Raw genomic sequence first — 20,241 nt, forward strand, 5'->3', positions numbered from 1 at the left:
AGGTAAGGCGAATCGCTCGTCAAAGGAAAAACGAATCGGCGATTCGTTTTTTCCAGAGGGTGAGTCTTATTCGCTTGCTGATTGTGCGGATTGGGGCAGCCCGCCGAGCAATGCGACGCCCCCGCAATCAAGGTTCGCCGTACCCAGAGGGAAGACCGGAAAGCGTGTGTAGCGGTTGATCATGCTGTCCGTATGCCAGACGTTGTTAACGCAGAGGTCTTGCGCGTTCGTGCCAGAGTTGAACCCAAAACCGGGGTTGCCACAGTCATCCGCCCGCCCGCCTGCATTCCACGCCTGACCTTTGTCACTGTCGTGCATTCCGCCTGTGGGGAAGACCATACCGCGTGGATCAAACGACAGGTTCCAGCTTGTTTCGGGTGTCACTTGGCTCATGTCCCAGGCACCCAGCGGCACGTCGTCCTTAAAGCCCTGGATGAAGAATGCCGAAACGTCGTCATGTGTCAAAAGCGAACGATTGAGCAGCGCGTCGTCAATCCGCATAGACCCTTCCATGCGGTAACCATTTGCGCCCTCCCAACAGAATTCAAAATCCGCAGCGGCGACGGGCGACGTTAGGCAAGCGATAAGAACAGCGGCGCGGATCATTGGTTTTCCCGCATCACATGGCCCGCGAAATAGAGAGAGCCGCAAATCAGAATACGCGCGCTAGGTGACGTCGCAGTAATGGCATCGAGGGCCATGTAAATGTCCGGCGCGGTTTGGGCCGCAATCCCTGCTGATGTCGCGGCGTCGGCGGTTGTTTCAGCGGGTAGCGTGTTGGTTTCATCGGGGATCGCGACGCCGGTCAGCGATTGTGTAAATGGCGCAAGCGGGCGCATGAAGCCGGCAACATCTTTGGTGTTCAGCATACCACAAATCAGGTGTGTTTCGCGTTTGGGCAGCGTTTCGAGGGTGGCGGCGATCGCCTTTCCGGCGGCTGGATTGTGCCCTCCGTCCAACCACAGTTCGGCGGGGGCCGCGCGATCAACCAACGCACCTTGTTTCAGGCGCTCCATACGCGCGGGCCATCGGGCGCTTGTCATGGCTGCGGCGCAGGCATCTTCGTCGGCACCCAAGTGGCGCAGTGCCGCAAGAACGGCACCGGCGTTCTGGATTTGGTGTGGGCCGGGCAAGGCGGGCAGGGGCAGATCCAGCAATCCGGTTTCGTCCTCAAACACCAGCCGTCCGCGTTCTTCGTTGACGTGAAAGTGCTGACCATAGGCCAAAATTGGGGCACCAAGCCGCTGGGCGGTCGCCTCAATCACGTCCAACGCATCATCGTGCTGTGGGCCGACAACACACGGCACGCCACGTTTGATGATCCCAGCTTTTTCGGCGGCAATCTGGCGCAGCGTATCGCCTAAAAACTGCTGATGATCGAGGTCCACAGGCGTGATGATGCTCAACACCGGATCAATCACATTGGTCGCATCAAGACGCCCACCCAGACCGACCTCAAGGAGCGTGTAATCTGCCGGAGTTTCAGAAAATGCAAGGATCGCGGCACAGGTCGTGATCTCAAAATAGGTGATGTTTTCGCCGTTGTTGGCAGCGTAGCACCGATCAAGCGCCTCGGTCAGCGCATCCTCGGAAATCAGTCCCCCTGCCAATCGGATACGTTCGTGAAACCGCGCGAGGTGGGGTGAAGTATAGGCATGAACGCGCTTTCCCTGCGCCTCGAGACCGGCACGGATCATGGCCTGTGTTGATCCTTTGCCGTTCGTACCTGCAATGTGGATCACAGGAGGCAGGCGGCGTTCGGGATTGCCGAGCGCATCCAGCAACCGCCACATCCGATCAAGGGTTAGATCGATAATCTTCGGGTGCAACGCCATCATACGGGCAAGGATCACATCTGAGTTCATGGTGTTTGCGGCTTTCGAAAAAGGGAGAACAAGATCACTGCGCCCAATGCGACGTCATAACCTGCACAAAAGGCGGGCCACCACACAGGGCCGGGATGGGATGTTGTGAACAATGCCGCATCTAGAACCCCGTGTGCGACCAACACCAACGCCAAACCTGCTAGGCCTAAGCGGTGCGAATACACCGCGGCCACAGCAAAGGTCGCGAACAATGCGAGGTGAAACACGAGCTGCCCGTCATGCCCCGACGCTACAGCAAAAAGGGGCCAGAACCCGGCGATTGCGATCACAATCAACCCGATAATGCCAGGACGATGCAGCAGATGGAGACGCCATAACGCGCCGCCCGTCGCGACCGCCAGCACACCCCCGATGAGGGCAGGCCACAGGATCATGCTGGGTCTGCGTCCGTTTTCGGGGCTTCAGCAGGTTCGGCCTCTGGCGCGTCGGGTGCGGGCAGGTCCGCCAAGACCATGGGGCCAAGACCCAGCAGCATGCGGGTGATGCCAATTAGTTCATCGCGCATTTTGCCGCGCGGTGTAACGCGATCCAGCATGCCGTGATCCAAGAGGTATTCAGCCCGCTGGAATCCTTCGGGGAGCTTTTCGCGGATCGTCTGTTCAATCACGCGCGGCCCCGCAAAGCAGATCAATGCGTTGGGTTCCGCGATATGGACATCACCCAGCATCGCATATGATGCCGTCACGCCACCTGTCGTTGGGTGTGTCAAAACCACGATATAAGGCAGGTTCGCTTCTTTGAGCATTTCCACGGCAACGGTCGTGCGCGGCATCTGCATCAGGGACAAAATCCCTTCTTGCATACGTGCGCCACCGGCAGCGGAAAACAGGATCAGCGGGCGCTTCGTGTCAACGGCGCGCTGGGCGGCGGCGATGATCGCGTTGCCGACATACATGCCCATGGATCCCGCCATAAAGCTGAAGTCCTGACAGGCGGCAACAATCGGCGTGCGGCCAATCTCGCCCTCCGCCACCAGCATTGCCTCTTTTTCATTGGTCGTCTTCTGGGCTGCCTTCATGCGATCGGGATATTTCTTCTGATCGCGAAAATGCAGCGGATCGACAGTGGGTGCTGGAACGTCGACCTCCGTGAAGATGCCGCCATCAAACAAAGATGCAAACCGGTCGCGTGCGGTGATCGCCATGTGGTGACCGCAGGACGTACAGACATTCAGGTTTTCGGCCAATTCACGGTGAAACAGCATGGTGCCGCATTCATCACATTTGGACCACAAATTCTCGGGCACTTCGCGGCGCGAGAAGATGGAGTTGATGCGGGGGCGGACGTAGTTGGAAATCCAGTTCATCGGGGACCTCAAATGATGTTGGGATTGAGATAAGCTGCGCGCGGGCGAAATGCAATCAACGCCGCAATGCCAAACGCGCGGCAAGCCAGACAGAAAACAAGAACAGTGCCTCGAACGGAATCCACGGCACCCATGGTTCACCGTACGTTGGCCAAACGTACAGCGCCGCACCATAGAGCCAATCGTCCGCCGCCAATATGAACATTGCGCCGATGTTATTGATGAAATGCACCGCCAGCGCCGGGCCAAGTGTGCCGGACCGCGCTGTCAGGTCGGCGCAAACAAGTCCAAGGCACGTGGCCCAAATCACGTAGGTCCAGGCTGAATAGGCGGGGCTGGTCGGGTCAAAATGAATTAGTCCGAACAGGAATGACGGGATGCCCATCCAGATGATCGGGTTGGATGTCAGCGCGGCGAAATGGCTTTGCAGATATCCACGAAAGACGAATTCTTCGGCACTGATTTGCACGAACAGCAACGGTAACATCATGGGAAGCAACGACAGCCATGTTGTAATGTCATACTGGCGTTCGGCCTCTGGCAGGAACACCGACGGCAGAGTAAGAAACCCGTAAAGGGGCGACAGGTAGATGGAAACCCTGATGAATTCCCGGCACGCTGTTGGCGCGTGTCCGATCAACGTGCGCAGCCCAAGGCGGTGAAATACACGCATCATCAAAAGCAAAATTGCGGTGTAAATGGCGAACGTCGCGAGGGTCCAGCGCACCGCTGACGGGGTTGAGCCAAGGAAAAATGCATCTTCAAGTAGCGGGTTATCCGCAACCCAAGATGATTGCGCCCAGACAACATAAATCGCACTGAAAATGATCGTGAAACCAAACCACAAGGCAGCCAGCACAATTCCCGCGTAGGCCCAATTGGCGGTGTTGGTGTAAGGCGCAGCCCGCGTGCGCATGGCGCGATAGCGATCAATCAATTGTATGGCCTGCCGCCGTGAGGGCTGCGTGGACCCGTTCCAATTCGGCCGTACGCACCAGTAGATAGTCGCGCAAGTGGGTGGATATTACGAACACGCCCAATCCAGCGGTTGAAATTGGCGTGACAGCGGCCAAAACCACCCCCGGTTCATCCAGTGCCGCCAGCATATCAACGCGCAAGGCGCTCCATCCGCGATCTGCTGTATCCGGCGCGCGATCCGCACGGCACACAATCGAAAGCTCGTCTTGCGCGCGGGTCATGCTGACCAGCCCCTCACCGTCGACCCAATCGGGTGTCGCGGTGGCGGCGGGCAGTCGGGTAATTGCGTATTCACCTATCAAGGGCGTGAAAGACAGTTTCATTGCGCCACAGTGCCGCCAGATCGCGCAAGTTCCAACCCACTTGCACCTTGTAGACCGCCGCAGCGCAATTTAGACCGTTTCCAACAGATTTTCGGAGGATATCGCCATGACCAAAGCCCGTATGGACAAGACCAACCTGCCAAGCCGCCACGTAACCGTCGGCCCGGCCCGCGCGCCGCACCGTTCCTATTATTATGCGATGGGCATGACCGAAGACGAGATTTATCAACCACTGGTTGGTGTTGCGACCTGCTGGAACGAAGCGGCGCCTTGCAACATCTCGCTGAACCGTCAGGCGCAGGCCGTTAAGCTGGGCGTCAAAAGCGCCGAAGGCACACCGCGTGAATTCACGACCATCACTGTCACCGACGGCATCGCGATGGGCCATGAAGGTATGCGATCTTCGCTGGCGTCACGCGAAGCGATTGCCGACACCGTTGAACTGACGATGCGCGGCCACTGCTATGACGCGATTGTCGGCCTTGCGGGCTGTGACAAATCCTTGCCAGGTATGATGATGGCAATGGTGCGTTTGAACACGCCATCTGTGTTCATCTACGGTGGCTCGATCCTTCCGGGTCGCGCACCTGCTGGCGCCGATGTGCCGAGCGAATACGCGAACCGTGATTTGACCGTACAAGACATGTTTGAGGCCGTGGGCCGCCACCAAGCGGGTGATTTGTCTGACAGTGCGCTCGAAGTTCTTGAACGCGTGGCCTGCCCGTCGGCAGGTGCCTGTGGCGGTCAGTTCACAGCCAACACGATGGCTTGCGTATCCGAGGCCATTGGCCTCGCGTTGCCGCAATCCTCCGGTGCGCCCGCGCCATATGAATCGCGCGATCAGTATTCTGTGGCGTCGGGTGAGGCGGTGATGAACCTTCTTGCCAAGAACATCCGCGCGCGCGATGTCGTGACGCTGGAATCCTTGCAAAATGCGGCGCGCGTTGTGGCCTGTACAGGCGGGTCGACCAACGCCGGTCTGCACCTGCCCGCGATTGCGCATGAGGCCGGTATCAAATTCACCCTTGAAGATGTCTGCGAAATTTTCCGCGACACGCCCTATTTCGTCGACCTTAAGCCAGGCGGGCAATACGTTGCCAAAGACCTGTATGAGGCGGGCGGCGTGATGATGGTGATGAAAGAATTGCGCAAGGCCAAATTGATCCACGAAGACTGCATGACAGCGACCGGGTATTCCATCGGTGAGGAAATCGACCGTATCGAAGGTGACGCAGATGGTCGCGTGATCTATCCAATTGATGCACCACTGACACCGACAGGCGGTGTTGTCGGCCTGAAAGGCAACCTTGCCCCGGAAGGCGCAATCGTAAAAGTCGCCGGCATGGCGACGCAGGAACAATCGTTCATTGGTCCGGCCCGTTGCTTTGAATCCGAAGAAGACGCTTTTGCCGCCGTCAAAGCCCGCAACTACAAAGAAGGCGAAGTGCTTGTGATCCGGAACGAAGGCCCTGCTGGTGGTCCGGGTATGCGCGAAATGTTGGCGACAACAGCTGCATTATCTGGCCAAGGTATGGGCAAAAAGGTCGCGCTGATCACGGATGGCCGTTTTTCCGGTGCGACACGCGGTTTCTGCGTTGGACACGTCGGACCAGAGGCCGCGCATGGTGGCCCAATCGGTTTGCTGAAAGACGGTGACATGATCACAATGAACGCGGTCACGGGCGAATTGTCAGTTGATGTGTCAGACGAAGACATGGCGGCCCGCCGCGCGGACTGGAAAGGCGCAAAAGAAACGATCTACGCCTCTGGCGCATTGTGGAAATACGCCCAACTTGTTGGTGGTGCCAAAGACGGCGCTGTCACGCATCCAGGTGCCAAAGACGAACGCCACATCTACATGGATCTTTAATTCCATGTGGGTGAAAGGGTGTGTCTTGGCGCTTGTTTGCGCTGGCTTGGTCGGTTGTTCACAAGTGTCTGACGGTATTGCCGATGGCTTGGCGAGCATTGGTGCGCCAAGCAACGCGACCGGTGAAGGTATCCGCACGTTATCACTGCTGGGTGGGGACGTGCGGGCGCGCGGTCCTGAAGGGTACTGCATCGATCAAGGTGCCAGCAATGCGCGCCGCGGCTTTGCTGTCATGGCGGGATGCGCATTGCTGTCAGATGATGCGGCGGTTATGCCAAACCTTGATGGTTTGATTATGATCCAGTTTGGCGCCGTAGATACGGCAAGCGTCGTGGGCAACGAAGACGCCTTTGCCGCGTTCCTTCAAAGCGATGCAGGGCGTGCGCTTTTGTCCTCTGATGGTGATCTTGCCAACATGTCCGAGGTCGCGACGATCACCGATCGGGCAGGCGTGCTGGCACGGTTTGAGGATACCGCTGATGTGCCGTTCGCCGGAACGGGCGGCCCCCAATGGCGCGGGTTTCTGGACGTGCGCGGACGGCTGGTCACGATTTCAGTGCTGAGCTTTGAGCGCGACGCCTTAAGCCGCAGCGAAGGTGAGCGTTTGCTGGTGGTCGCGATGGCCGAATTGGCCGAAGTGAACGCACCCGAGGCCGAAGCCGAATAAATTTGATAGAAACGCTGGGGAAAATCCTGCTAATTGTTTCCTTTCCCGAAACAATTTGGCAGGTATGGTGCCTGAAAAGGAATCTCTCGGAACGTCATGGGACAGCATAGATCAGGTCTTTTGGAAAAGGTGCTCTTGCGGCGGGCGCGGGCATTTTGGTCTCGTGCGGCGATGTCTGCGGGAACAACCGATTTGTCTTTGCTGCGTGGCCAACGCAACGAAGCACGTATTCTTCGCCATAAACTTGATGAATTGACCCATCAGGCTGACAGCCGCCTCGCGCTTCCGCGCATCGGATCAATGTCGTTCCCGAAACCCGCCGGAACAGATTGGTCATGGCGCCCGCAACTGTGGCGCGGTGCGTTGCCGTTCAAAGGGCTAAGCGCGGTTGAGAGCAAAACAATGCTCGGCGATGAGGTCACGATCTTTCACGATTGCCAGATTTCGGAGCTGACTTTGCGCCAGCTGCGCAACACGCGCGAGGCAGATTTGGCACCCTTCGGGTTGCGCATGGATGTGTTCCGCTTTGATGGATCGTTTCTGTCGCTCGTTCTGAACATGCCACAGTCGGCCTGCGACGGGTTGATGCGCCGCCACCTTGTGCGGATGGAAGCCATCGTCGAGGTCGAAAAACCGCTCGAGATTTTTGCACGCTTGAACGTGCGCCATGGCCCGAACACCGAACAGATTGTGCGTGAACTGCCGCTATCTGACGACAAGATCATGGTGGAGTTTGACCTCGCCTATACCAAGCTGAACGAAAAGCGGGTGGAAGCGATGTGGATCGATCTGATCTTTGAGGGGCCTGAGATGAACCAAGTGACACTGCGTGACGTCACATTGTCACGTAACCCACGCGCAGAGCTTTAGAGGCCCCGGATGTCCGATATGATTGAAATGACAAAACTGCGGATGGTCGAGGGCGTGTGGCACGGGGCGATTAAGCATCGTGGAAACAGCGACTGGCAACCGACAATTGAGGTGACACACCTTGATTATGCGGTGGATGGTGTAACGATTGAAGAAGATCGCGTCGAAGAACATTGGCGCATTTCAGTGCCAATTCCGGTGGACCGGATTGCGGATGGCGTTCAGACATTTGTGATCCGCGATCGCAAAGAAGACGCCGTATTGGGCAGTTTTTCCATCGTTGCAGGGGATGCTTTGGCGGAAGATATTCGCGCAGAGATGACATTGCTGCGTGCCGAGCTGGATATGCTGAAAAAGGCGTTCCGGCGCCACTGCGTTGAAACGGCTGACGGCGATTGACAGACATGGTTTCGAATTGGCTGCGCCAATCCGACAAAGCGGGGGCCAGCCCCCGTCGCTGCGCGACTCCCCCGGAATATTTAAGAAGCAAAGACGGGGTGACGCGGCGTTTGGGGTGACGTGGGCGTAAAGCGCGACCATGCTAACTAAAATATTTATGAGGGTTCACATGGCCGACTATCCAAATCTTTTGGCACCGCTTGATCTGGGTTTCACGACGTTGAAAAACCGCGTTCTCATGGGATCCATGCATACCGGTTTGGAAGAAACGCGCGATTGGAACCGTGTCGCAGAATTTTACGCAGAACGCGCGCGGGGTGGTGTCGCGCTTATGGTGACAGGTGGCATGGCACCTAATGCCGAAGGTGGTGTGTTCCCCGGTGCGGCTGGATTGTTTTCAGATGCCGACATTGCCAACCATAAGATCGTGACGGATCGCGTCCATGATGCAGGTGGTAAAATCGCGATGCAGATTTTGCATGCCGGGCGTTATGCCTATTCGAAGGCTTGTGTCGCGCCCTCTGCAGTGAAATCGCCAATTTCGCCGTTTCCGCCCAAGGAACTGGACGAGGACGGGATCGAAAAGCAGATCAGCGATATGGTGACAGCCGCGTCCCGCGCCAAAGAGGCTGGATATGACGGGGTCGAGGTGATGGGGTCTGAGGGGTATTTCTTGAACCAGTTCCTTGTGACGCATACGAATAAGCGCGAAGACAGGTGGGGCGGAAACTACGAAAACCGTATGCGCCTGCCGGTTGAGGTCGTGCGCCGTGTGCGCGCTGCCGTTGGTGACGACTTCATCGTGATCTACCGCCTCAGCATGATTGACCTTATCCCGAACGGATCGACATGGGATGAAGTCGTGATGCTCGCCAAAGCGATCGAGGCAGCGGGGGCCACCATCCTCAATACCGGAATTGGCTGGCACGAAGCGCGTATTCCGACCATCGCGACATCCGTGCCGCGCCGTGCGTTTACGTGGGTGACCAAAAAGTTGATGGGCGAAGTCAATATTCCGATCATCACGTCCAACCGGATCAACACCCCGCAGGTCGGTGAAGATGTGCTGTCTGATGGTTGTGCGGACATGGTCAGCATGGCGCGCCCTTTCCTTGCAGATCCACATTTTGTGACCAAAGCGGCGGCGGGTCAGGCAGACCTTATTGCGCCGTGCATTGCGTGTAATCAGGCCTGTTTAGATCACACGTTTTCCATGAAAATCGCATCCTGTCTGGTGAACCCCAAAGCCGCCCATGAAACTGAGTTGGTGTTGTCACCATCGTCCAAGTCTGTCGGCGTCGTGGGGGCGGGCCCGGCCGGGTTGGCATCGGCATTGGCGGCCGCAGAACGCGGCATGGCCGTGACGGTGTTTGACCGCGCTGATGAAATTGGCGGGCAGCTGAACATGGCCAAACAGGTTCCCGGCAAAGAGGAGTTTTGGGGCCTCGTGGATTACTACCGCGCTGCGGTGGCGCAGGCCGGCATTACGTTGAAGTTAGGGCAGGACGCGTCAGCGGATGATCTGCGCGATTTTGATGAAGTTATCATTGCGACAGGTGTTGCCCCGCGCGATCCGCGGATCGAAGGCCAAGACGGCCCCAATGTCCTGAGCTATATTGACGTTTTGCGCGGCAAAGCAGAGGTCGGAAAGCGGGTGGCGATCATTGGTGCGGGCGGTATCGGATTTGACGTCGCAGAATTTTTGGTGACTGATGACAGCCCGACAGAGAATCTTGATGAATGGCTTGAGGAATGGGGCGTCGGTGATCCGGCTGAGACCCGTGGCGGTCTGCGGGCAGACGGTGCAAAGCCCGATGCCGCCGTGCGTCACGTGACCCTGCTTCAACGTAAGGCGCAAAAGCTGGGCAAGGGTTTGGGCAAAACAACCGGATGGATTCACCGTGCTGCCTTGAAGATGAAAGAGGTCGAGATGATCGGCGGTGTGAATTATGAACGTATCGACGCCGATGGCCTGCACGTCAGCTTTGGTGAAGCACGTGAACGCCCCACGCTGATCGCTGTTGACACAATTGTCTTATGTGCAGGGCAAGTGCCTGAGCGGTCGCTGGCCGATACTCTTGAGGCTGAAGGCATCGCTTGCCATGTGATCGGGGGCGCAGATGTGGCCGCTGAACTTGATGCAAAGCGCGCGATTGACCAGGGCACGCGTTTGGTCGCATCCCTATGAACGAGGCGGACAAAAGCGCCGTTATCGAAATGGCGCTGAGCGATCATGTGCCATTTACCACCATCAAGGCGGAATACGGGCTTGGCGAAAAAGAGGTCGTGAAACTGATGCGCGACAGCCTGAAACCCGGAAGTTATCGCGCATGGCGTAAAAGGGTGCATGATTTTGGAACGCGGCGCGCAACTTATAAGTGACGCGTTAATCGTGCCTTAGGGCGCTGCGTTGTTGCCCCGCGTCGTCAAAGTTTTCAGCCCTAAGCCATTCGGAAAGTGCCGTCCGACGTCCGGGCCATTCCGATTTGAGAATCGAAAACCAGGCCACACCCCGCTGCCAACCCTTAACCACAGCTGCGTTGCGCCATGTTCCCTCGTGCCGGAAACCGAGGTTCTGTGCGGCACGCATGGATTTCGCGTTTTCGGCCTGACACCGCCAGACAAGGCGTTCATACCCAAGATCGTCCATACAGTGACACATCGCCATAAAAATCGCTTCTCGGGCGGCGCGGGTGCCTTGAAGGGTGGGCGAAAACCAGATGCTACCAATTTCGATACTGCCGTTTGCCGTATCAATATCGCAGATGGACAGCCATCCAAGGGTCGGGCCAGACTCTAGGCGCACGGCCCAGAACGGTTGATCGGCGCGCGAAGATAGATCGGATACCACATCGTGCAGCGCATTTTTGTTCGCAAAGGGTCCGTAGCGTAAATAATTGAAACTGTCTGGATGCGCAGACGCCTGTTCCCAAAGTGCATCGCAGTGGTGCAGGCCCAACGGTTCTAACACCGCGGATTGCCCTTGCATGACGGCACGCTTGGGCATTGGCCACGCGGTTTGCGATATCGGTGTTCCGTGCTGTGTCATCTGGTTCTCTGTTGCGGGTGTGCGTTTGGTTTGCCCCTACATTAGTGCAACGTTGAACCCTAGAAACCCAGTGTTTCCGTGTTTCCTGCCCCGCAACAGTCCTGCCATTACCCCGCAATTGTCAGGCCCGTGCCCCAGTGCTGCCCCTTTTGACTCCGATACCTGATCCTCGAACAAAGTTGCAAACCGAGGATCAGTATGGATCGCCTTACGGAAATGGAAGCCTTCGCCACGGTCGTGGATCAAGGTGGATTTACGGACGCTGCCAAGAAAATGGGGATTAGCAAATCCGCAGTTTCAAAGCACGTGTCATCGCTTGAGGCCCGCCTTGGTGCGCGTCTGCTGAACCGCACAACGCGTCGTGTCAGCCCGACTGAAATTGGCCTTGCCTATTATGACCGCGCCCGCCGCGTTCTGAATGATGCAGGCGAAGCCGACGCCTTGGTGACGTCCATGCAAAGCGCGCCATCAGGCCTATTGCGCATTAGCGTGGCAACGGATTTCGGTGTGAACCACCTGTCCCCTGTCTTGGGCGATTTTCTGGGTGAATTCCCTGATATCACGGTCAACATGGTCCTTAACAACCGCTACGTTGAGCTGATTTCCGAAGGTTTCGATATGGCGATCCGCATTGGTGAGCTGGAAGACAGCACATTGCGGGCCCGCAAACTGACGGACACATCCCGCCGCATGGTTGCCGCTCCCGGTTACTTTGAACAATACGGTCGCCCGCAGAAAATTGACGATCTGAATGATCATAAACTGCTGCATTATTCCAATCAGGCAAACTCTGCCGTCTGGAAACTGACAGCGCCATCCGGTGAAAAACGCCAAGTGCGCACAGCTGGCTGGTTGACGGTCAATGATGGTCAGTCCTTGTTGAACGCCGCGATCTCTGGCCTTGGCATCGCTTACCTCCCGTCGTTCCTTTATGCGGATGCGATGGAAAAGGGTCTCGTCGAAGAAGCGATCCCTGATCTTCCGGTCGAAACCCAAGGCATCTATGCGGTGTACCCTCCGGGCCGCTTTACACAGCCAAAGGTCCGCGCCTTTATCGATTTCCTCGTGCATTCATTTGCCGAAAAGGGCCCAGACGCCTGGTAACCCGACACAGTTCCCCATGGGTGCAACGCCCGAACTTAAACGCAGCCTACCGTTCGCTCGGGGGCTGCGTTTTTTTGTTATTCCGTTGATGTGACGATCACTTCGACGCGGCGGTTTGCTGTGCGGCCCTCTTCGGTGAGGTTTGAATCTACGGGCGCCAAATACCCCATGCCCTCTGCCTCAAGTTGGCGGCGGGGGATACCGTAATTGGACACCAGCCGTTCCAGAACGGACCCCGCGCGCCGTTTTGATAGCGCGATGTTTCCGTCAAGCGATCCGACTGAATCTGTATGCCCGACCAACGCCACGGTGCGTGCAGGATTCGCGATCAGATAATCCGCGAGGTCCTGAAGCGATCCAAACGTCGCATCGCCAAGCTGGGCCGACCCTGTTTGAAAGGCCAGATCCGACATCACAAATCGCCCCCGCGCCTCTAGTTCCTGGGCAAGGTCCCCTGTGACGGCTGCGGACACAGCGCGAACCGCTGGCGCATCCGCGGCTGCGATTGGCCCACTGTCAGCCACACCCGCGCGCGTCACCTGAACAAACCCTGCAGCGGACGATCTGCTGGCAAACAAACTGACCAGTTCGGGGCCATCGTCGCCCACACGTTGCGCCGCGACAAAGCGATAATCACCAAGATCAACGTGTATCGCCGGGGCAGGCAAAATCGGCGTCGCGAACCGGAAATCGAACCCGCCGCACGCATCATCCGTGCAGGTGAACAATACCTCGAATCCCGCGTTCGTCAGTTGGTCCTGAAGCGGTTGCAGCAGTTGCAGCGTCGTCACCCCCGGCGCGTCGATCCGCCATGCCTGCATTTGCACATCGCCCGCCACCGTCAAGATCGGCATGCCCCCAGCGGACCAAGCACCGACAGGCATGTCGTAACTTGTGGGCGTCGACAAGTCTTCGGCTGTCAGGGTCGCGTTGCTCGGCATGTCGAGCGTCACCGCTGCGGCCTGAAGTGGCAACAAAATAAGGGCGAGACTGCGGATCATCTGTTTTGCGCGTGGTAGTCATCATTGGGGCGCATATCCGTGGCCGATGCCATTCGGTTCGTCATGTTAAAAAACCCTGTGACTGACGCGATGTCCCAAATATCGCGATCGCTGAACCCTACATCACGCAACGCGTCACGGTCGCCTTGCGTCACTTCTGCACTGGCTTTGGTTGTTTTTTCTACAAACGTCAGCATCGCTGTCTGGCGATCATCCAGATCGGCGACACGCCAGTTCATCACCAGCATTTCGCCCAGCTTCGGATCCCCCGACAACGCGCGCACGGCTTGGCCATGGGCCGTCAGGCAATAGAAGCATTTGTTGATTGACGACACGACAACCGCGATCATCTCGCGCTCCAATTTGCTGAGACCTGACTCAGCCAGCATCAGATCGTTGTACATCGCGGAAAACGCGTCAAACTTTGCCTCATCGAACGCGTAGGCGCGCAGGACGTTGGGCACATACCCCAGCTTGTCTTCGCACACGCCAAAATACTTAGCGATATGATCGGGCAGTGGATCGATTGGCGGTAGGTCAAGGGCGGTGGGTGTTTTGGTCATGTGGCCTCCGGATGGATGCGGTATTGGTATCCTCCCACAGCCGAGAAGCCCATGGAAGTATAGAGAGCATTGGCACCCACATTGGCCTTGGTCACCAGCAATGTGACTGTGTCTGCGCCACGGACTTGTGCCCAGAATGCCAGCGCGCGGATCATGTGGCGTCCAATCCCTTGGCGGCGAAACGCGGCCGCCGTTTCGATGGCGTGCAACATGGCCGTTCCATCGTGAATAGCGGCAAAAGCTGTGCCCGCGGGTGTATCATGAAGGCGGCCAAGCACAGTCGTCTTTGGGCCCACCGCGCGGTCCATGATAGCCAAGCGCGCAGCGTCTATTCCGCCCGCCGCCCAGATTTCTACTTGGGTGGCCAGCGGGGGCCAGACCTCAAAACAGGTGGCTGCGGGTGGGCGCTGCGTCGCAAGGCTGCTTGTCGGGCATGTGTAAAATGTCACCGGATCTTTGATGTGATACCCACGATCCTGCAGGTCACGATCCAGCATATCCTCGCCATGCCGCACCATGAACAGCGGCGTTTGGTTTACGGTGCGCATGGCCGCTTCTGCATCTTCGATTTTCGCATCTTGTGTTATACGAGACGCGCAACTCACCCGGCTTCCGCCACCCGCCCCCGTCCGGATCGTCCACCCGTCCGTCACGTCAATCGCCCGTGCCGGCCACGTGGCATCAATTAGCGCGGTGAGGCTTTCAGGTGTCATGCGGAAAATTCAGCCTTGAGCCGTGTCATCGCGGCGTCAATGCGGGCCGCGTCTTGTCCTCGGATCACGATATTCGCGCCATACTTTCCGTCTTTCTGGAACGGATAAGACCCGATCGATAGATCATCAAAATCAGTTGCCAAGACGCCGAGCGGCCCGGCGATGTCACCTTCACCACGATCAATACGCAGGGTTTCAGACAGCAGCGGCGCGCCACCTGTCAGGGTTGGCAGCACACTTGCGACCATTGCCTCAAACACGCGCGGGACACCCGCCATCACATGGACATTTTGTACAGTAAACCCCGGTGCGATGCTGACGGGATTTTCGATCAACGTCGCGGTGTCGGGGATGCGGGCCATGCGCAGGCGGGCCTCGTTCAGCTCTTGTCCGTTGCGGTCATAATGGGCTTGCAGCAACGCGCGGGCATCTGCGCGCACATCGATATGGTCATCAAACGCGGCGGCGATGCAATCTGCGGTGATATCATCATGGGTCGGGCCAATCCCGCCGGACGTAAATACAGTGTCAAACGCCGCCGAAAGGGCCTTTACCGCAGCGACGATTGCGTCTGCGTCATCGCTCACAACGCGGACCTCTTTCAGATCGATGCCATGTTCGGTCAGCTGCCCTGCAAGGTGGTGCATGTTGGCGTCGCGGGTGCGGCCTGATAAAATTTCGTCTCCGATAACAAGCATCGCGGCGGTCGGGTTTGGCATGTGGCTTCCTGTCTGTTTCCCAATGGTATAATTGGCCGATATGCGCTTTGCCACTCCTCTTGTTTCGGGCCGCCTGATCCGCCGCTACATGCGGTTTTTGTCGGACGTCGAATTGGACGACGAGACAATCGTAAAGGCGCACTGTCCAAACCCCGGATCAATGATGGGATTGAAAGACGCAGGCATGCGCGTTTGGCTAGAAGGCAACGATGACCCCAAGAAAAAGCTCGATTGGGGGTGGCGGCTGGCCGAAACGGGCGGTGCCTTTGTCGGCATCGATACGGGTGCGGCGAATGGTGTGGTCGCCGAAGCGTTAGCCAAGGGCATCGAGGGGCTGGACGGTTACGACACCATCCGCCCCGAAGTGAAGTACCGAGAGAAAAGCCGCGTTGATTTCCTGCTGTCGGCTTCGGATCGCCCCGACTGCTACCTTGAAGTCAAAAGCGTGACCCTGATGCGCGATGCGGGCCACGCCGAATTTCCTGATAGTGTTACTGCGCGGGGTGCCAAACATCTTGGTGATCTGGCAGCGATGGTTCAGCAAGGCCACCGCGCAGTTCTGTTGTTTCTTGTGCAGCGCACAGATTGCACCCATGTCTCAGTCGCGGCGGATCTGGACCCGACCTATGCGGCGGCGTTCACGGCGGCGATGGACGCGGGCGTTGAGGTCATGTGTTTTGACTGCGAAATTTCGCCAGATGGCATCACAATGGCGGTGCGCCTGCCATTTAATCGCCCCGAAGGCGCCAGTGGGGTTTAGAATCGCGCCCGAGTGTCCTATCTGAAGGGCAAGCGAGAAGGAAAAGCGACGTGGACAGATCAAAAGCAGTGCTGACAAAAGAAGGAATCCGGCTGTATGAGGCCAGTGATTTCGAAGGCATGCGCAAGGCGGGCCGTCTTGCCGCCGAAATTCTGGACCGCATCGCAGAATACGTGACACCCGGCCAGACAACTGGCGTGCTTGACCAGATGATCACAGATTGGGTGAACGAAGCGGGCGCCGTGTCTGCCACGATTGGCTACAAAGGCTACAAACACGCCAGCTGTATTTCCGTGAACCACGTCGTGTGCCACGGCATCCCCGGTGATAAGACGTTGAAGTCCGGCGATATCTTGAACATCGATGTCACGGTGATTGTGGACGGTTGGTACGGCGACACAAGCCGGATGTATGTTGCAGGCGGAAAGCCCAGCATCAAATCAGCCCGTTTGATCCAAGTCACACATGACGCACTGATGCTGGGGATTGAGGCCGCGAAACCGGGCAATACGTTTGGTGATATCGGCCACGCAATCCAAACCTATGTTGAGGCGCAGCGCATGTCTGTTGTGCGTGATTTTTGTGGCCACGGGTTGGGTGTGGTGTTCCACGCGCCGCCGAATGTTTTGCATTACGGGCGTGCAGGAACGGGCCCAGTTCTCGAAGAAGGTATGTTCTTCACCATCGAACCAATGGTAAATTTGGGACGCCCCGAAACCAAAATCCTCGCGGATGACTGGACGGCGGTAACACGCGACAAATCCCTATCAGCGCAGTTTGAACATTCGATTGGCATCGCCGCAGACGGTGCGGATATCTTCACGCTGTCGCCAAACGGTACGTTCCACCCGACCTATTGATTGCCGCGATCCAGACGTTTCCAGATCAGGGATAGCACCGTTTCGCCCGCCAAAGGGCTGACGCAATCCCCGATCAGGACAGGCGCGCTGAACGGTTGCGGTTTGGGTAGGGGCACGTCTTGTGCGGTGTCGCGCGTGCGCGGTGCATCTGTCCAAACGGTTGTCATGCGATCAGGATACCACAGGGCAGCGCATCGTCCAAATCAGTCCAATATGATGCGCTGCACGTCCGCCATTGAATTGGCGACAGTCGCCCCGATTTCCGCCAACTTGGCGTCCTGCCCCTCGGTGGCGAATCCGATGGTATGCACGCCCGCATTCAGACCTGCGCGACACCCCGTTACGGAATCATCAATCATAAAAGTCTTATCCGCAGCAGCGCCTATCCGTCCGATTGCGTGGCGGATCATCGCAGGATCAGGCTTAGGCGCATAATTTTCGCGGCTCAAAATACGGTCCCCGAACCGATCCCAAAGACCCGAAGGCGTCAGAGAACTGCGCATCTTCTTCATCGGCCCGTTTGAGGCGATGAAATGGGGGATGCCACGGGCGTCCAGCGCATCCAAAAGCGTGAAAACGCCGTCAAACACATCAATGCCCTCATCAAACCGCGCGAAGAATTCTGAGTAAATCTCATCCTGCCAATCGACAGGAAAGGCGGCCCCGCGTTTGCGGCCCTCGGCCTCAACCCCTTCCATCGTGCCCCCGACAAACAGAATGTCGACCTCATGGGCGGTCATCGGCACGCCGTATTTGGTAAAGCTGTTTGCGATAATGATGGATGTCGGGCCTTCGGTATCAACAAGCACGCCGTCACAGTCAAAAACAACAAGATCGGGGATCATGGGGCTTCCAGTATTGTGATGTGGGTGGTGCCATAGCGGCGTTGATCAAGCATCGTAAAGCCCGGCAACGGTGGTTGTGGCGCGGATTCTTCCCAGACGATGATCGCCTTATCAGCGATCCAACCCGCGCCGCGTGCCGCGGCAATCGCCTTTTGCCCAAGGCCCTGACCATAAGGCGGATCAAGAAAAATCAGGTCGGCTTGATGCGGGGCTCCTGTTAGGCGTGTGGCATCGGTTTCCAGCAGAACGACGTCAGCCTGTCTTTTGGCCTTGGCGATGTTTTCGGTGATCAAGCGCTGCCCGACGCGCCCGTTTTCAACGAATGTGACATGGGTGGCACCGCGCGAAAGCGCCTCGAGCCCCAGCGCGCCGGTTCCTGCAAACAAATCCAGAACCCGCGCACCATGCGGCAGACCACGCCCCATCAACACATTAAAAAGGCTTTCGCGAACGCGGTCAGGTGTTGGGCGCAGATGTGCTGCGGCGTCGCCATCGCCGACATTGGCAAGGGTCAGGCCACGATGCTGCCCGGCGATGATCCTCATGCTTTCAGCAGCGCCTTCATGTCGGTGTCCGGGTTGGCAATGACATCTGGCGCGGGGGATTTCCCCGCCTCAATCAGGCGTTTGCCGATCATATAGCTGCGCGGATCGTTCATCGCGTCCACGGCCAGCAGGGTTTCGCCGTCATAATACCAATGGGATTGCGCATCGCCGGTCCGCCGCGTGACGACGTGATCATACCCGATGTTCAGACCCGCGATTTGCAATTTGCAATCATATTGGTCCGACCAGAACCAAGGTTTAGGTGCGTAGTCCGTATTTGCACCCAGCATATTGCGCGCCACAGTTTCGGCCTGATCAATGGCGTTGCCCACACTTTCAAGGCGGATTTGCGCGCCTTTCCAGGCCAGTGTCGCACAATCGCCAGCGGCCCAAATGTGCGGATCAGACGTGCGCCCCTGCGCGTTTGTCAGGATGCCATTGTCATAGGCCACCCCCGCACTTTCGGCCAGCGCAGTCGCCGGGTAAATCCCGACCCCGACAATCACGAAATCTACATCAAGCTCCATCCCGTCCGACAAAACAGCGCCGCGCACGCGGTCTTCGCCGACCAATCGTTCAAGCCCCACACCTTCACGGATATCCACGCCATGCACCGTGTGAAGATCGCGGAAATAGTCGGATGTTTCGGGCGCGGCCACCCGTTGCAAAATACGGTCAGCCATTTCGACCAGCACGACATGCAGCCCCAGTTTGGCCGCCACCGCTGCCGCCTCAAGCCCGATGTAGCCGCCGCCGATAATCAACAAACGCCGCCCCTTAACGAATTCGGGCGTCATCGCGTCCGCATCGGCCAAATCACGCACGGTATAAACGCCGTCCAGATCACCGCCAATCGCGGCGGGCAGCGTGCGCGGATGTGACCCCGTGGTAAACGCGAGGTGGTCGTAGACCAGCACCTCGTCGCCCTCAAGTGTCACGGTTTTGTTCGTCGCATCAACAGCCACGGCGCGGGTGCCGGTGCGCAGGTTGATGTCATTGCCATCATACCAATCACGCGGGCGCAGAAACAAACGTTCGCGCTCCATCTCGCCCAGCAAATAGGCCTTGGACAATGCGGGGCGCTGATAAGGGGGGCCGTCTTCCGCACCCAACAGCGTAATTTCCCCTTCGAACCCTTCAGATCGAAGTTTTCCAACCAAGGATGCGCCTGCCTGGCCCGCGCCGATCACCACAATATGGCTCATTCGTCTTATCCTGTCTGGTTGCTGCCAAAACAGACCCTATATTGTGGGCAACGATCAACGCAATTCCCAAAGAAGGACGCGACATGACAATTTCAGTAGGTGACAGACTTCCCGATGCAATGCTGGTGAAAATGGGCGAAGAAGGACCGGAGCAGGTTTCTGTGTCCACATTGACCGAAGGACGCACTGTCGTGATTTTCGCCGTCCCTGGTGCCTATACGGGCGTCTGCACAACCGCCCACGTCCCGAGCTTTATCCGCACCAAGGACACGTTCAAAGAACGCGGCGTCGAAGAAATTATCTGTATTTCCGTCAATGACCCGTTTGTCATGGCCAATTGGGGTGAAACGACCGGCGCCGCCGAGGCTGGGATCGCAATGTTGGGCGACGCAGAAGGCACGTTTACGAAAGCCATCGGAATGGAGTTTTCCGCCCCGCCCGCGGGTCTGATCGGGCGATCCAAACGCTACGCGATGTTGGTGATGGACGGCGAAGTCAAAGTCCTGAAACAAGAAGATAGCCCCGGCGAATGCGGAATTTCCGCGGGCGAAGGTCTGCTGGACGACATGTAATTGGTC

The 20,241-nt window shown here is 57.6% G+C and carries 25 protein-coding genes; 10 read left to right on the top strand and 15 right to left on the bottom strand.

All coding sequences use genetic code 11. The features are described from left to right. Positions 1-66: 66 nt before the first annotated feature. Genes L0664_RS11680 through L0664_RS11705 form a run of 6 tightly spaced genes read right to left on the bottom strand, consistent with a single transcriptional unit; the run spans position 67 to position 4,493 of the window. Positions 67-606, bottom strand: coding sequence for a hypothetical protein (locus L0664_RS11680; RefSeq protein WP_235226026.1), 540 nt, complete (start codon positions 604-606; stop codon positions 67-69). Next, complete coding sequence (locus L0664_RS11685; RefSeq protein WP_235226027.1) at positions 603-1,865, bottom strand: bifunctional folylpolyglutamate synthase/dihydrofolate synthase; 1,263 nt, start codon at positions 1,863-1,865, stop codon at positions 603-605. Before L0664_RS11685 ends, L0664_RS11680 begins: the two co-directional genes overlap by 4 nt. Beyond that, positions 1,862-2,260, bottom strand: a complete 399-nt coding sequence (locus L0664_RS11690) for a hypothetical protein (protein WP_235226028.1) — start codon at positions 2,258-2,260, stop codon at positions 1,862-1,864. The genes L0664_RS11685 and L0664_RS11690 overlap by 4 nt, the downstream gene beginning before the upstream one ends. Further along, positions 2,257-3,192, bottom strand: a complete 936-nt coding sequence (gene accD / locus L0664_RS11695) for an acetyl-CoA carboxylase, carboxyltransferase subunit beta (RefSeq protein WP_235226029.1) — start codon at positions 3,190-3,192, stop codon at positions 2,257-2,259. The genes L0664_RS11690 and accD overlap by 4 nt, the downstream gene beginning before the upstream one ends. Before the next feature lie 55 nt (positions 3,193-3,247). Next, positions 3,248-4,129 (bottom strand): CPBP family intramembrane glutamic endopeptidase, encoded by an 882-nt coding sequence (locus L0664_RS11700; protein WP_235226030.1) that lies wholly within the window; start codon positions 4,127-4,129, stop codon positions 3,248-3,250. After that, the gene (locus L0664_RS11705; protein ID WP_235226031.1) at positions 4,122-4,493 is read right to left on the bottom strand and encodes an ACT domain-containing protein; all 372 of its coding nucleotides are present in this window, start codon (positions 4,491-4,493) and stop codon (positions 4,122-4,124) included. Before L0664_RS11705 ends, L0664_RS11700 begins: the two co-directional genes overlap by 8 nt. Before the next feature lie 106 nt (positions 4,494-4,599). Here L0664_RS11705 and ilvD point away from each other — a divergent pair, with 106 nt between their 5' ends. From ilvD to L0664_RS11735, 6 genes are all read left to right on the top strand, one after another. After that, positions 4,600-6,363, top strand: a complete 1,764-nt coding sequence (gene ilvD, locus L0664_RS11710) for a dihydroxy-acid dehydratase (protein ID WP_235226032.1) — start codon at positions 4,600-4,602, stop codon at positions 6,361-6,363. 64 nt (positions 6,364-6,427) lie between these two features. Further along, positions 6,428-7,030: a hypothetical protein gene (locus tag L0664_RS11715; protein WP_235226033.1), complete on the top strand. Its 603-nt coding sequence runs from the start codon at positions 6,428-6,430 to the stop codon at positions 7,028-7,030. A gap of 96 nt (positions 7,031-7,126) precedes the next feature. Beyond that, entirely contained in the window at positions 7,127-7,900 is a 774-nt protein-coding gene (locus L0664_RS11720; protein ID WP_235226034.1) for a DUF6478 family protein, read from the top strand. A gap of 9 nt (positions 7,901-7,909) precedes the next feature. Then, positions 7,910-8,299, top strand: coding sequence for a hypothetical protein (locus tag L0664_RS11725; protein ID WP_235226035.1), 390 nt, complete (start codon positions 7,910-7,912; stop codon positions 8,297-8,299). Between the two features lie 169 nt (positions 8,300-8,468). After that, entirely contained in the window at positions 8,469-10,487 is a 2,019-nt protein-coding gene (locus tag L0664_RS11730; RefSeq protein ID WP_235226036.1) for an oxidoreductase, read from the top strand. After that, on the top strand, positions 10,484-10,681 hold the full coding sequence (locus tag L0664_RS11735) for a TIGR03643 family protein (RefSeq protein WP_235226037.1): 198 nt from the start codon (positions 10,484-10,486) through the stop codon (positions 10,679-10,681). The genes L0664_RS11730 and L0664_RS11735 overlap by 4 nt, the downstream gene beginning before the upstream one ends. Before the next feature lie 4 nt (positions 10,682-10,685). On the opposite strand, the gene L0664_RS11740 is transcribed toward L0664_RS11735, so the two are convergent. Further along, on the bottom strand, positions 10,686-11,306 hold the full coding sequence (locus L0664_RS11740) for a GNAT family N-acetyltransferase (RefSeq protein ID WP_235226038.1): 621 nt from the start codon (positions 11,304-11,306) through the stop codon (positions 10,686-10,688). A 240-nt stretch (positions 11,307-11,546) separates the two neighbouring features. Between L0664_RS11740 and L0664_RS11745 the strand changes: the two genes are divergently transcribed. After that, positions 11,547-12,452, top strand: a complete 906-nt coding sequence (locus L0664_RS11745) for a LysR family transcriptional regulator (RefSeq protein ID WP_235226039.1) — start codon at positions 11,547-11,549, stop codon at positions 12,450-12,452. A gap of 77 nt (positions 12,453-12,529) precedes the next feature. Here L0664_RS11745 and L0664_RS11750 read toward each other — a convergent pair whose 3' ends face one another. Genes L0664_RS11750 through L0664_RS11765 form a run of 4 tightly spaced genes read right to left on the bottom strand, consistent with a single transcriptional unit; the run spans position 12,530 to position 15,448 of the window. Beyond that, complete coding sequence (locus L0664_RS11750; RefSeq protein ID WP_235226040.1) at positions 12,530-13,453, bottom strand: OmpA family protein; 924 nt, start codon at positions 13,451-13,453, stop codon at positions 12,530-12,532. Further along, positions 13,450-14,016, bottom strand: coding sequence for a peroxidase-related enzyme (locus L0664_RS11755; protein WP_235226041.1), 567 nt, complete (start codon positions 14,014-14,016; stop codon positions 13,450-13,452). The genes L0664_RS11750 and L0664_RS11755 overlap by 4 nt, the downstream gene beginning before the upstream one ends. Continuing rightward, complete coding sequence (locus tag L0664_RS11760) at positions 14,013-14,729, bottom strand: GNAT family N-acetyltransferase (protein ID WP_235226042.1); 717 nt, start codon at positions 14,727-14,729, stop codon at positions 14,013-14,015. Before L0664_RS11760 ends, L0664_RS11755 begins: the two co-directional genes overlap by 4 nt. Next, on the bottom strand, positions 14,726-15,448 hold the full coding sequence (locus L0664_RS11765) for a competence/damage-inducible protein A (protein WP_235226043.1): 723 nt from the start codon (positions 15,446-15,448) through the stop codon (positions 14,726-14,728). Before L0664_RS11765 ends, L0664_RS11760 begins: the two co-directional genes overlap by 4 nt. A 40-nt stretch (positions 15,449-15,488) precedes the next feature. Here L0664_RS11765 and sfsA point away from each other — a divergent pair, with 40 nt between their 5' ends. Both sfsA and map read left to right on the top strand, forming a co-directional pair. Continuing rightward, complete coding sequence (gene sfsA / locus L0664_RS11770) at positions 15,489-16,208, top strand: DNA/RNA nuclease SfsA (RefSeq protein WP_235226192.1); 720 nt, start codon at positions 15,489-15,491, stop codon at positions 16,206-16,208. A 50-nt stretch (positions 16,209-16,258) separates the two neighbouring features. Next, a complete protein-coding gene (map, locus tag L0664_RS11775) occupies positions 16,259-17,068 on the top strand; it encodes a type I methionyl aminopeptidase (protein WP_235226044.1) in 810 nt (269 codons plus the stop codon). On the opposite strand, the gene L0664_RS11780 is transcribed toward map, so the two are convergent. Genes L0664_RS11780 through L0664_RS11795 form a run of 4 tightly spaced genes read right to left on the bottom strand, consistent with a single transcriptional unit; the run spans position 17,062 to position 19,663 of the window. After that, positions 17,062-17,235 (bottom strand): hypothetical protein, encoded by a 174-nt coding sequence (locus L0664_RS11780; protein ID WP_235226045.1) that lies wholly within the window; start codon positions 17,233-17,235, stop codon positions 17,062-17,064. The two genes, map and L0664_RS11780, sit on opposite strands and share 7 nt — an antisense overlap. A gap of 36 nt (positions 17,236-17,271) precedes the next feature. After that, entirely contained in the window at positions 17,272-17,913 is a 642-nt protein-coding gene (locus tag L0664_RS11785; RefSeq protein WP_235226046.1) for an HAD family hydrolase, read from the bottom strand. Next, on the bottom strand, positions 17,910-18,458 hold the full coding sequence (rsmD, locus tag L0664_RS11790; RefSeq protein WP_235226047.1) for a 16S rRNA (guanine(966)-N(2))-methyltransferase RsmD: 549 nt from the start codon (positions 18,456-18,458) through the stop codon (positions 17,910-17,912). The genes L0664_RS11785 and rsmD overlap by 4 nt, the downstream gene beginning before the upstream one ends. Then, entirely contained in the window at positions 18,455-19,663 is a 1,209-nt protein-coding gene (locus L0664_RS11795; protein ID WP_235226048.1) for an NAD(P)/FAD-dependent oxidoreductase, read from the bottom strand. Before L0664_RS11795 ends, rsmD begins: the two co-directional genes overlap by 4 nt. A gap of 83 nt (positions 19,664-19,746) precedes the next feature. Between L0664_RS11795 and L0664_RS11800 the strand changes: the two genes are divergently transcribed. Continuing rightward, positions 19,747-20,235 (top strand): peroxiredoxin, encoded by a 489-nt coding sequence (locus L0664_RS11800; protein ID WP_235226049.1) that lies wholly within the window; start codon positions 19,747-19,749, stop codon positions 20,233-20,235. Positions 20,236-20,241 lie beyond the last annotated feature (6 nt).

The sequence above is a fragment of the Octadecabacter dasysiphoniae genome, assembly GCF_021532615.1.
Lineage (GTDB): Bacteria > Pseudomonadota > Alphaproteobacteria > Rhodobacterales > Rhodobacteraceae > Octadecabacter > Octadecabacter dasysiphoniae.

Bases quoted from the DNA above. Each gene is read 5' to 3' on its own strand.
- L0664_RS11735 (WP_235226037.1), top strand. From the start codon at position 10,484: ATGAACGAGGCGGACAAAAGCGCCGTTATCGAAATGGCGCTGAGCGAT.
- L0664_RS11685 (WP_235226027.1), bottom strand. From the start codon at position 1,865: ATGAACTCAGATGTGATCCTTGCCCGTATGATGGCGTTGCACCCGAAG.
- L0664_RS11760 (WP_235226042.1), bottom strand. From the start codon at position 14,729: ATGACACCTGAAAGCCTCACCGCGCTAATTGATGCCACGTGGCCGGCA.
- L0664_RS11750 (WP_235226040.1), bottom strand. From the start codon at position 13,453: ATGATCCGCAGTCTCGCCCTTATTTTGTTGCCACTTCAGGCCGCAGCG.
- L0664_RS11740 (WP_235226038.1), bottom strand. From the start codon at position 11,306: ATGCCCAAGCGTGCCGTCATGCAAGGGCAATCCGCGGTGTTAGAACCG.
- L0664_RS11765 (WP_235226043.1), bottom strand. From the start codon at position 15,448: ATGCCAAACCCGACCGCCGCGATGCTTGTTATCGGAGACGAAATTTTA.
- L0664_RS11720 (WP_235226034.1), top strand. From the start codon at position 7,127: ATGGGACAGCATAGATCAGGTCTTTTGGAAAAGGTGCTCTTGCGGCGG.
- L0664_RS11795 (WP_235226048.1), bottom strand. From the start codon at position 19,663: ATGAGCCATATTGTGGTGATCGGCGCGGGCCAGGCAGGCGCATCCTTG.
- L0664_RS11680 (WP_235226026.1), bottom strand. From the start codon at position 606: ATGATCCGCGCCGCTGTTCTTATCGCTTGCCTAACGTCGCCCGTCGCC.
- L0664_RS11725 (WP_235226035.1), top strand. From the start codon at position 7,910: ATGTCCGATATGATTGAAATGACAAAACTGCGGATGGTCGAGGGCGTG.
- L0664_RS11785 (WP_235226046.1), bottom strand. From the start codon at position 17,913: ATGATCCCCGATCTTGTTGTTTTTGACTGTGACGGCGTGCTTGTTGAT.
- accD (WP_235226029.1), bottom strand. From the start codon at position 3,192: ATGAACTGGATTTCCAACTACGTCCGCCCCCGCATCAACTCCATCTTC.
- L0664_RS11690 (WP_235226028.1), bottom strand. From the start codon at position 2,260: ATGATCCTGTGGCCTGCCCTCATCGGGGGTGTGCTGGCGGTCGCGACG.
- L0664_RS11755 (WP_235226041.1), bottom strand. From the start codon at position 14,016: ATGACCAAAACACCCACCGCCCTTGACCTACCGCCAATCGATCCACTG.
- ilvD (WP_235226032.1), top strand. From the start codon at position 4,600: ATGACCAAAGCCCGTATGGACAAGACCAACCTGCCAAGCCGCCACGTA.
- L0664_RS11800 (WP_235226049.1), top strand. From the start codon at position 19,747: ATGACAATTTCAGTAGGTGACAGACTTCCCGATGCAATGCTGGTGAAA.
- L0664_RS11705 (WP_235226031.1), bottom strand. From the start codon at position 4,493: ATGAAACTGTCTTTCACGCCCTTGATAGGTGAATACGCAATTACCCGA.
- sfsA (WP_235226192.1), top strand. From the start codon at position 15,489: ATGCGCTTTGCCACTCCTCTTGTTTCGGGCCGCCTGATCCGCCGCTAC.
- L0664_RS11745 (WP_235226039.1), top strand. From the start codon at position 11,547: ATGGATCGCCTTACGGAAATGGAAGCCTTCGCCACGGTCGTGGATCAA.
- L0664_RS11730 (WP_235226036.1), top strand. From the start codon at position 8,469: ATGGCCGACTATCCAAATCTTTTGGCACCGCTTGATCTGGGTTTCACG.
- rsmD (WP_235226047.1), bottom strand. From the start codon at position 18,458: ATGAGGATCATCGCCGGGCAGCATCGTGGCCTGACCCTTGCCAATGTC.
- L0664_RS11780 (WP_235226045.1), bottom strand. From the start codon at position 17,235: ATGACAACCGTTTGGACAGATGCACCGCGCACGCGCGACACCGCACAA.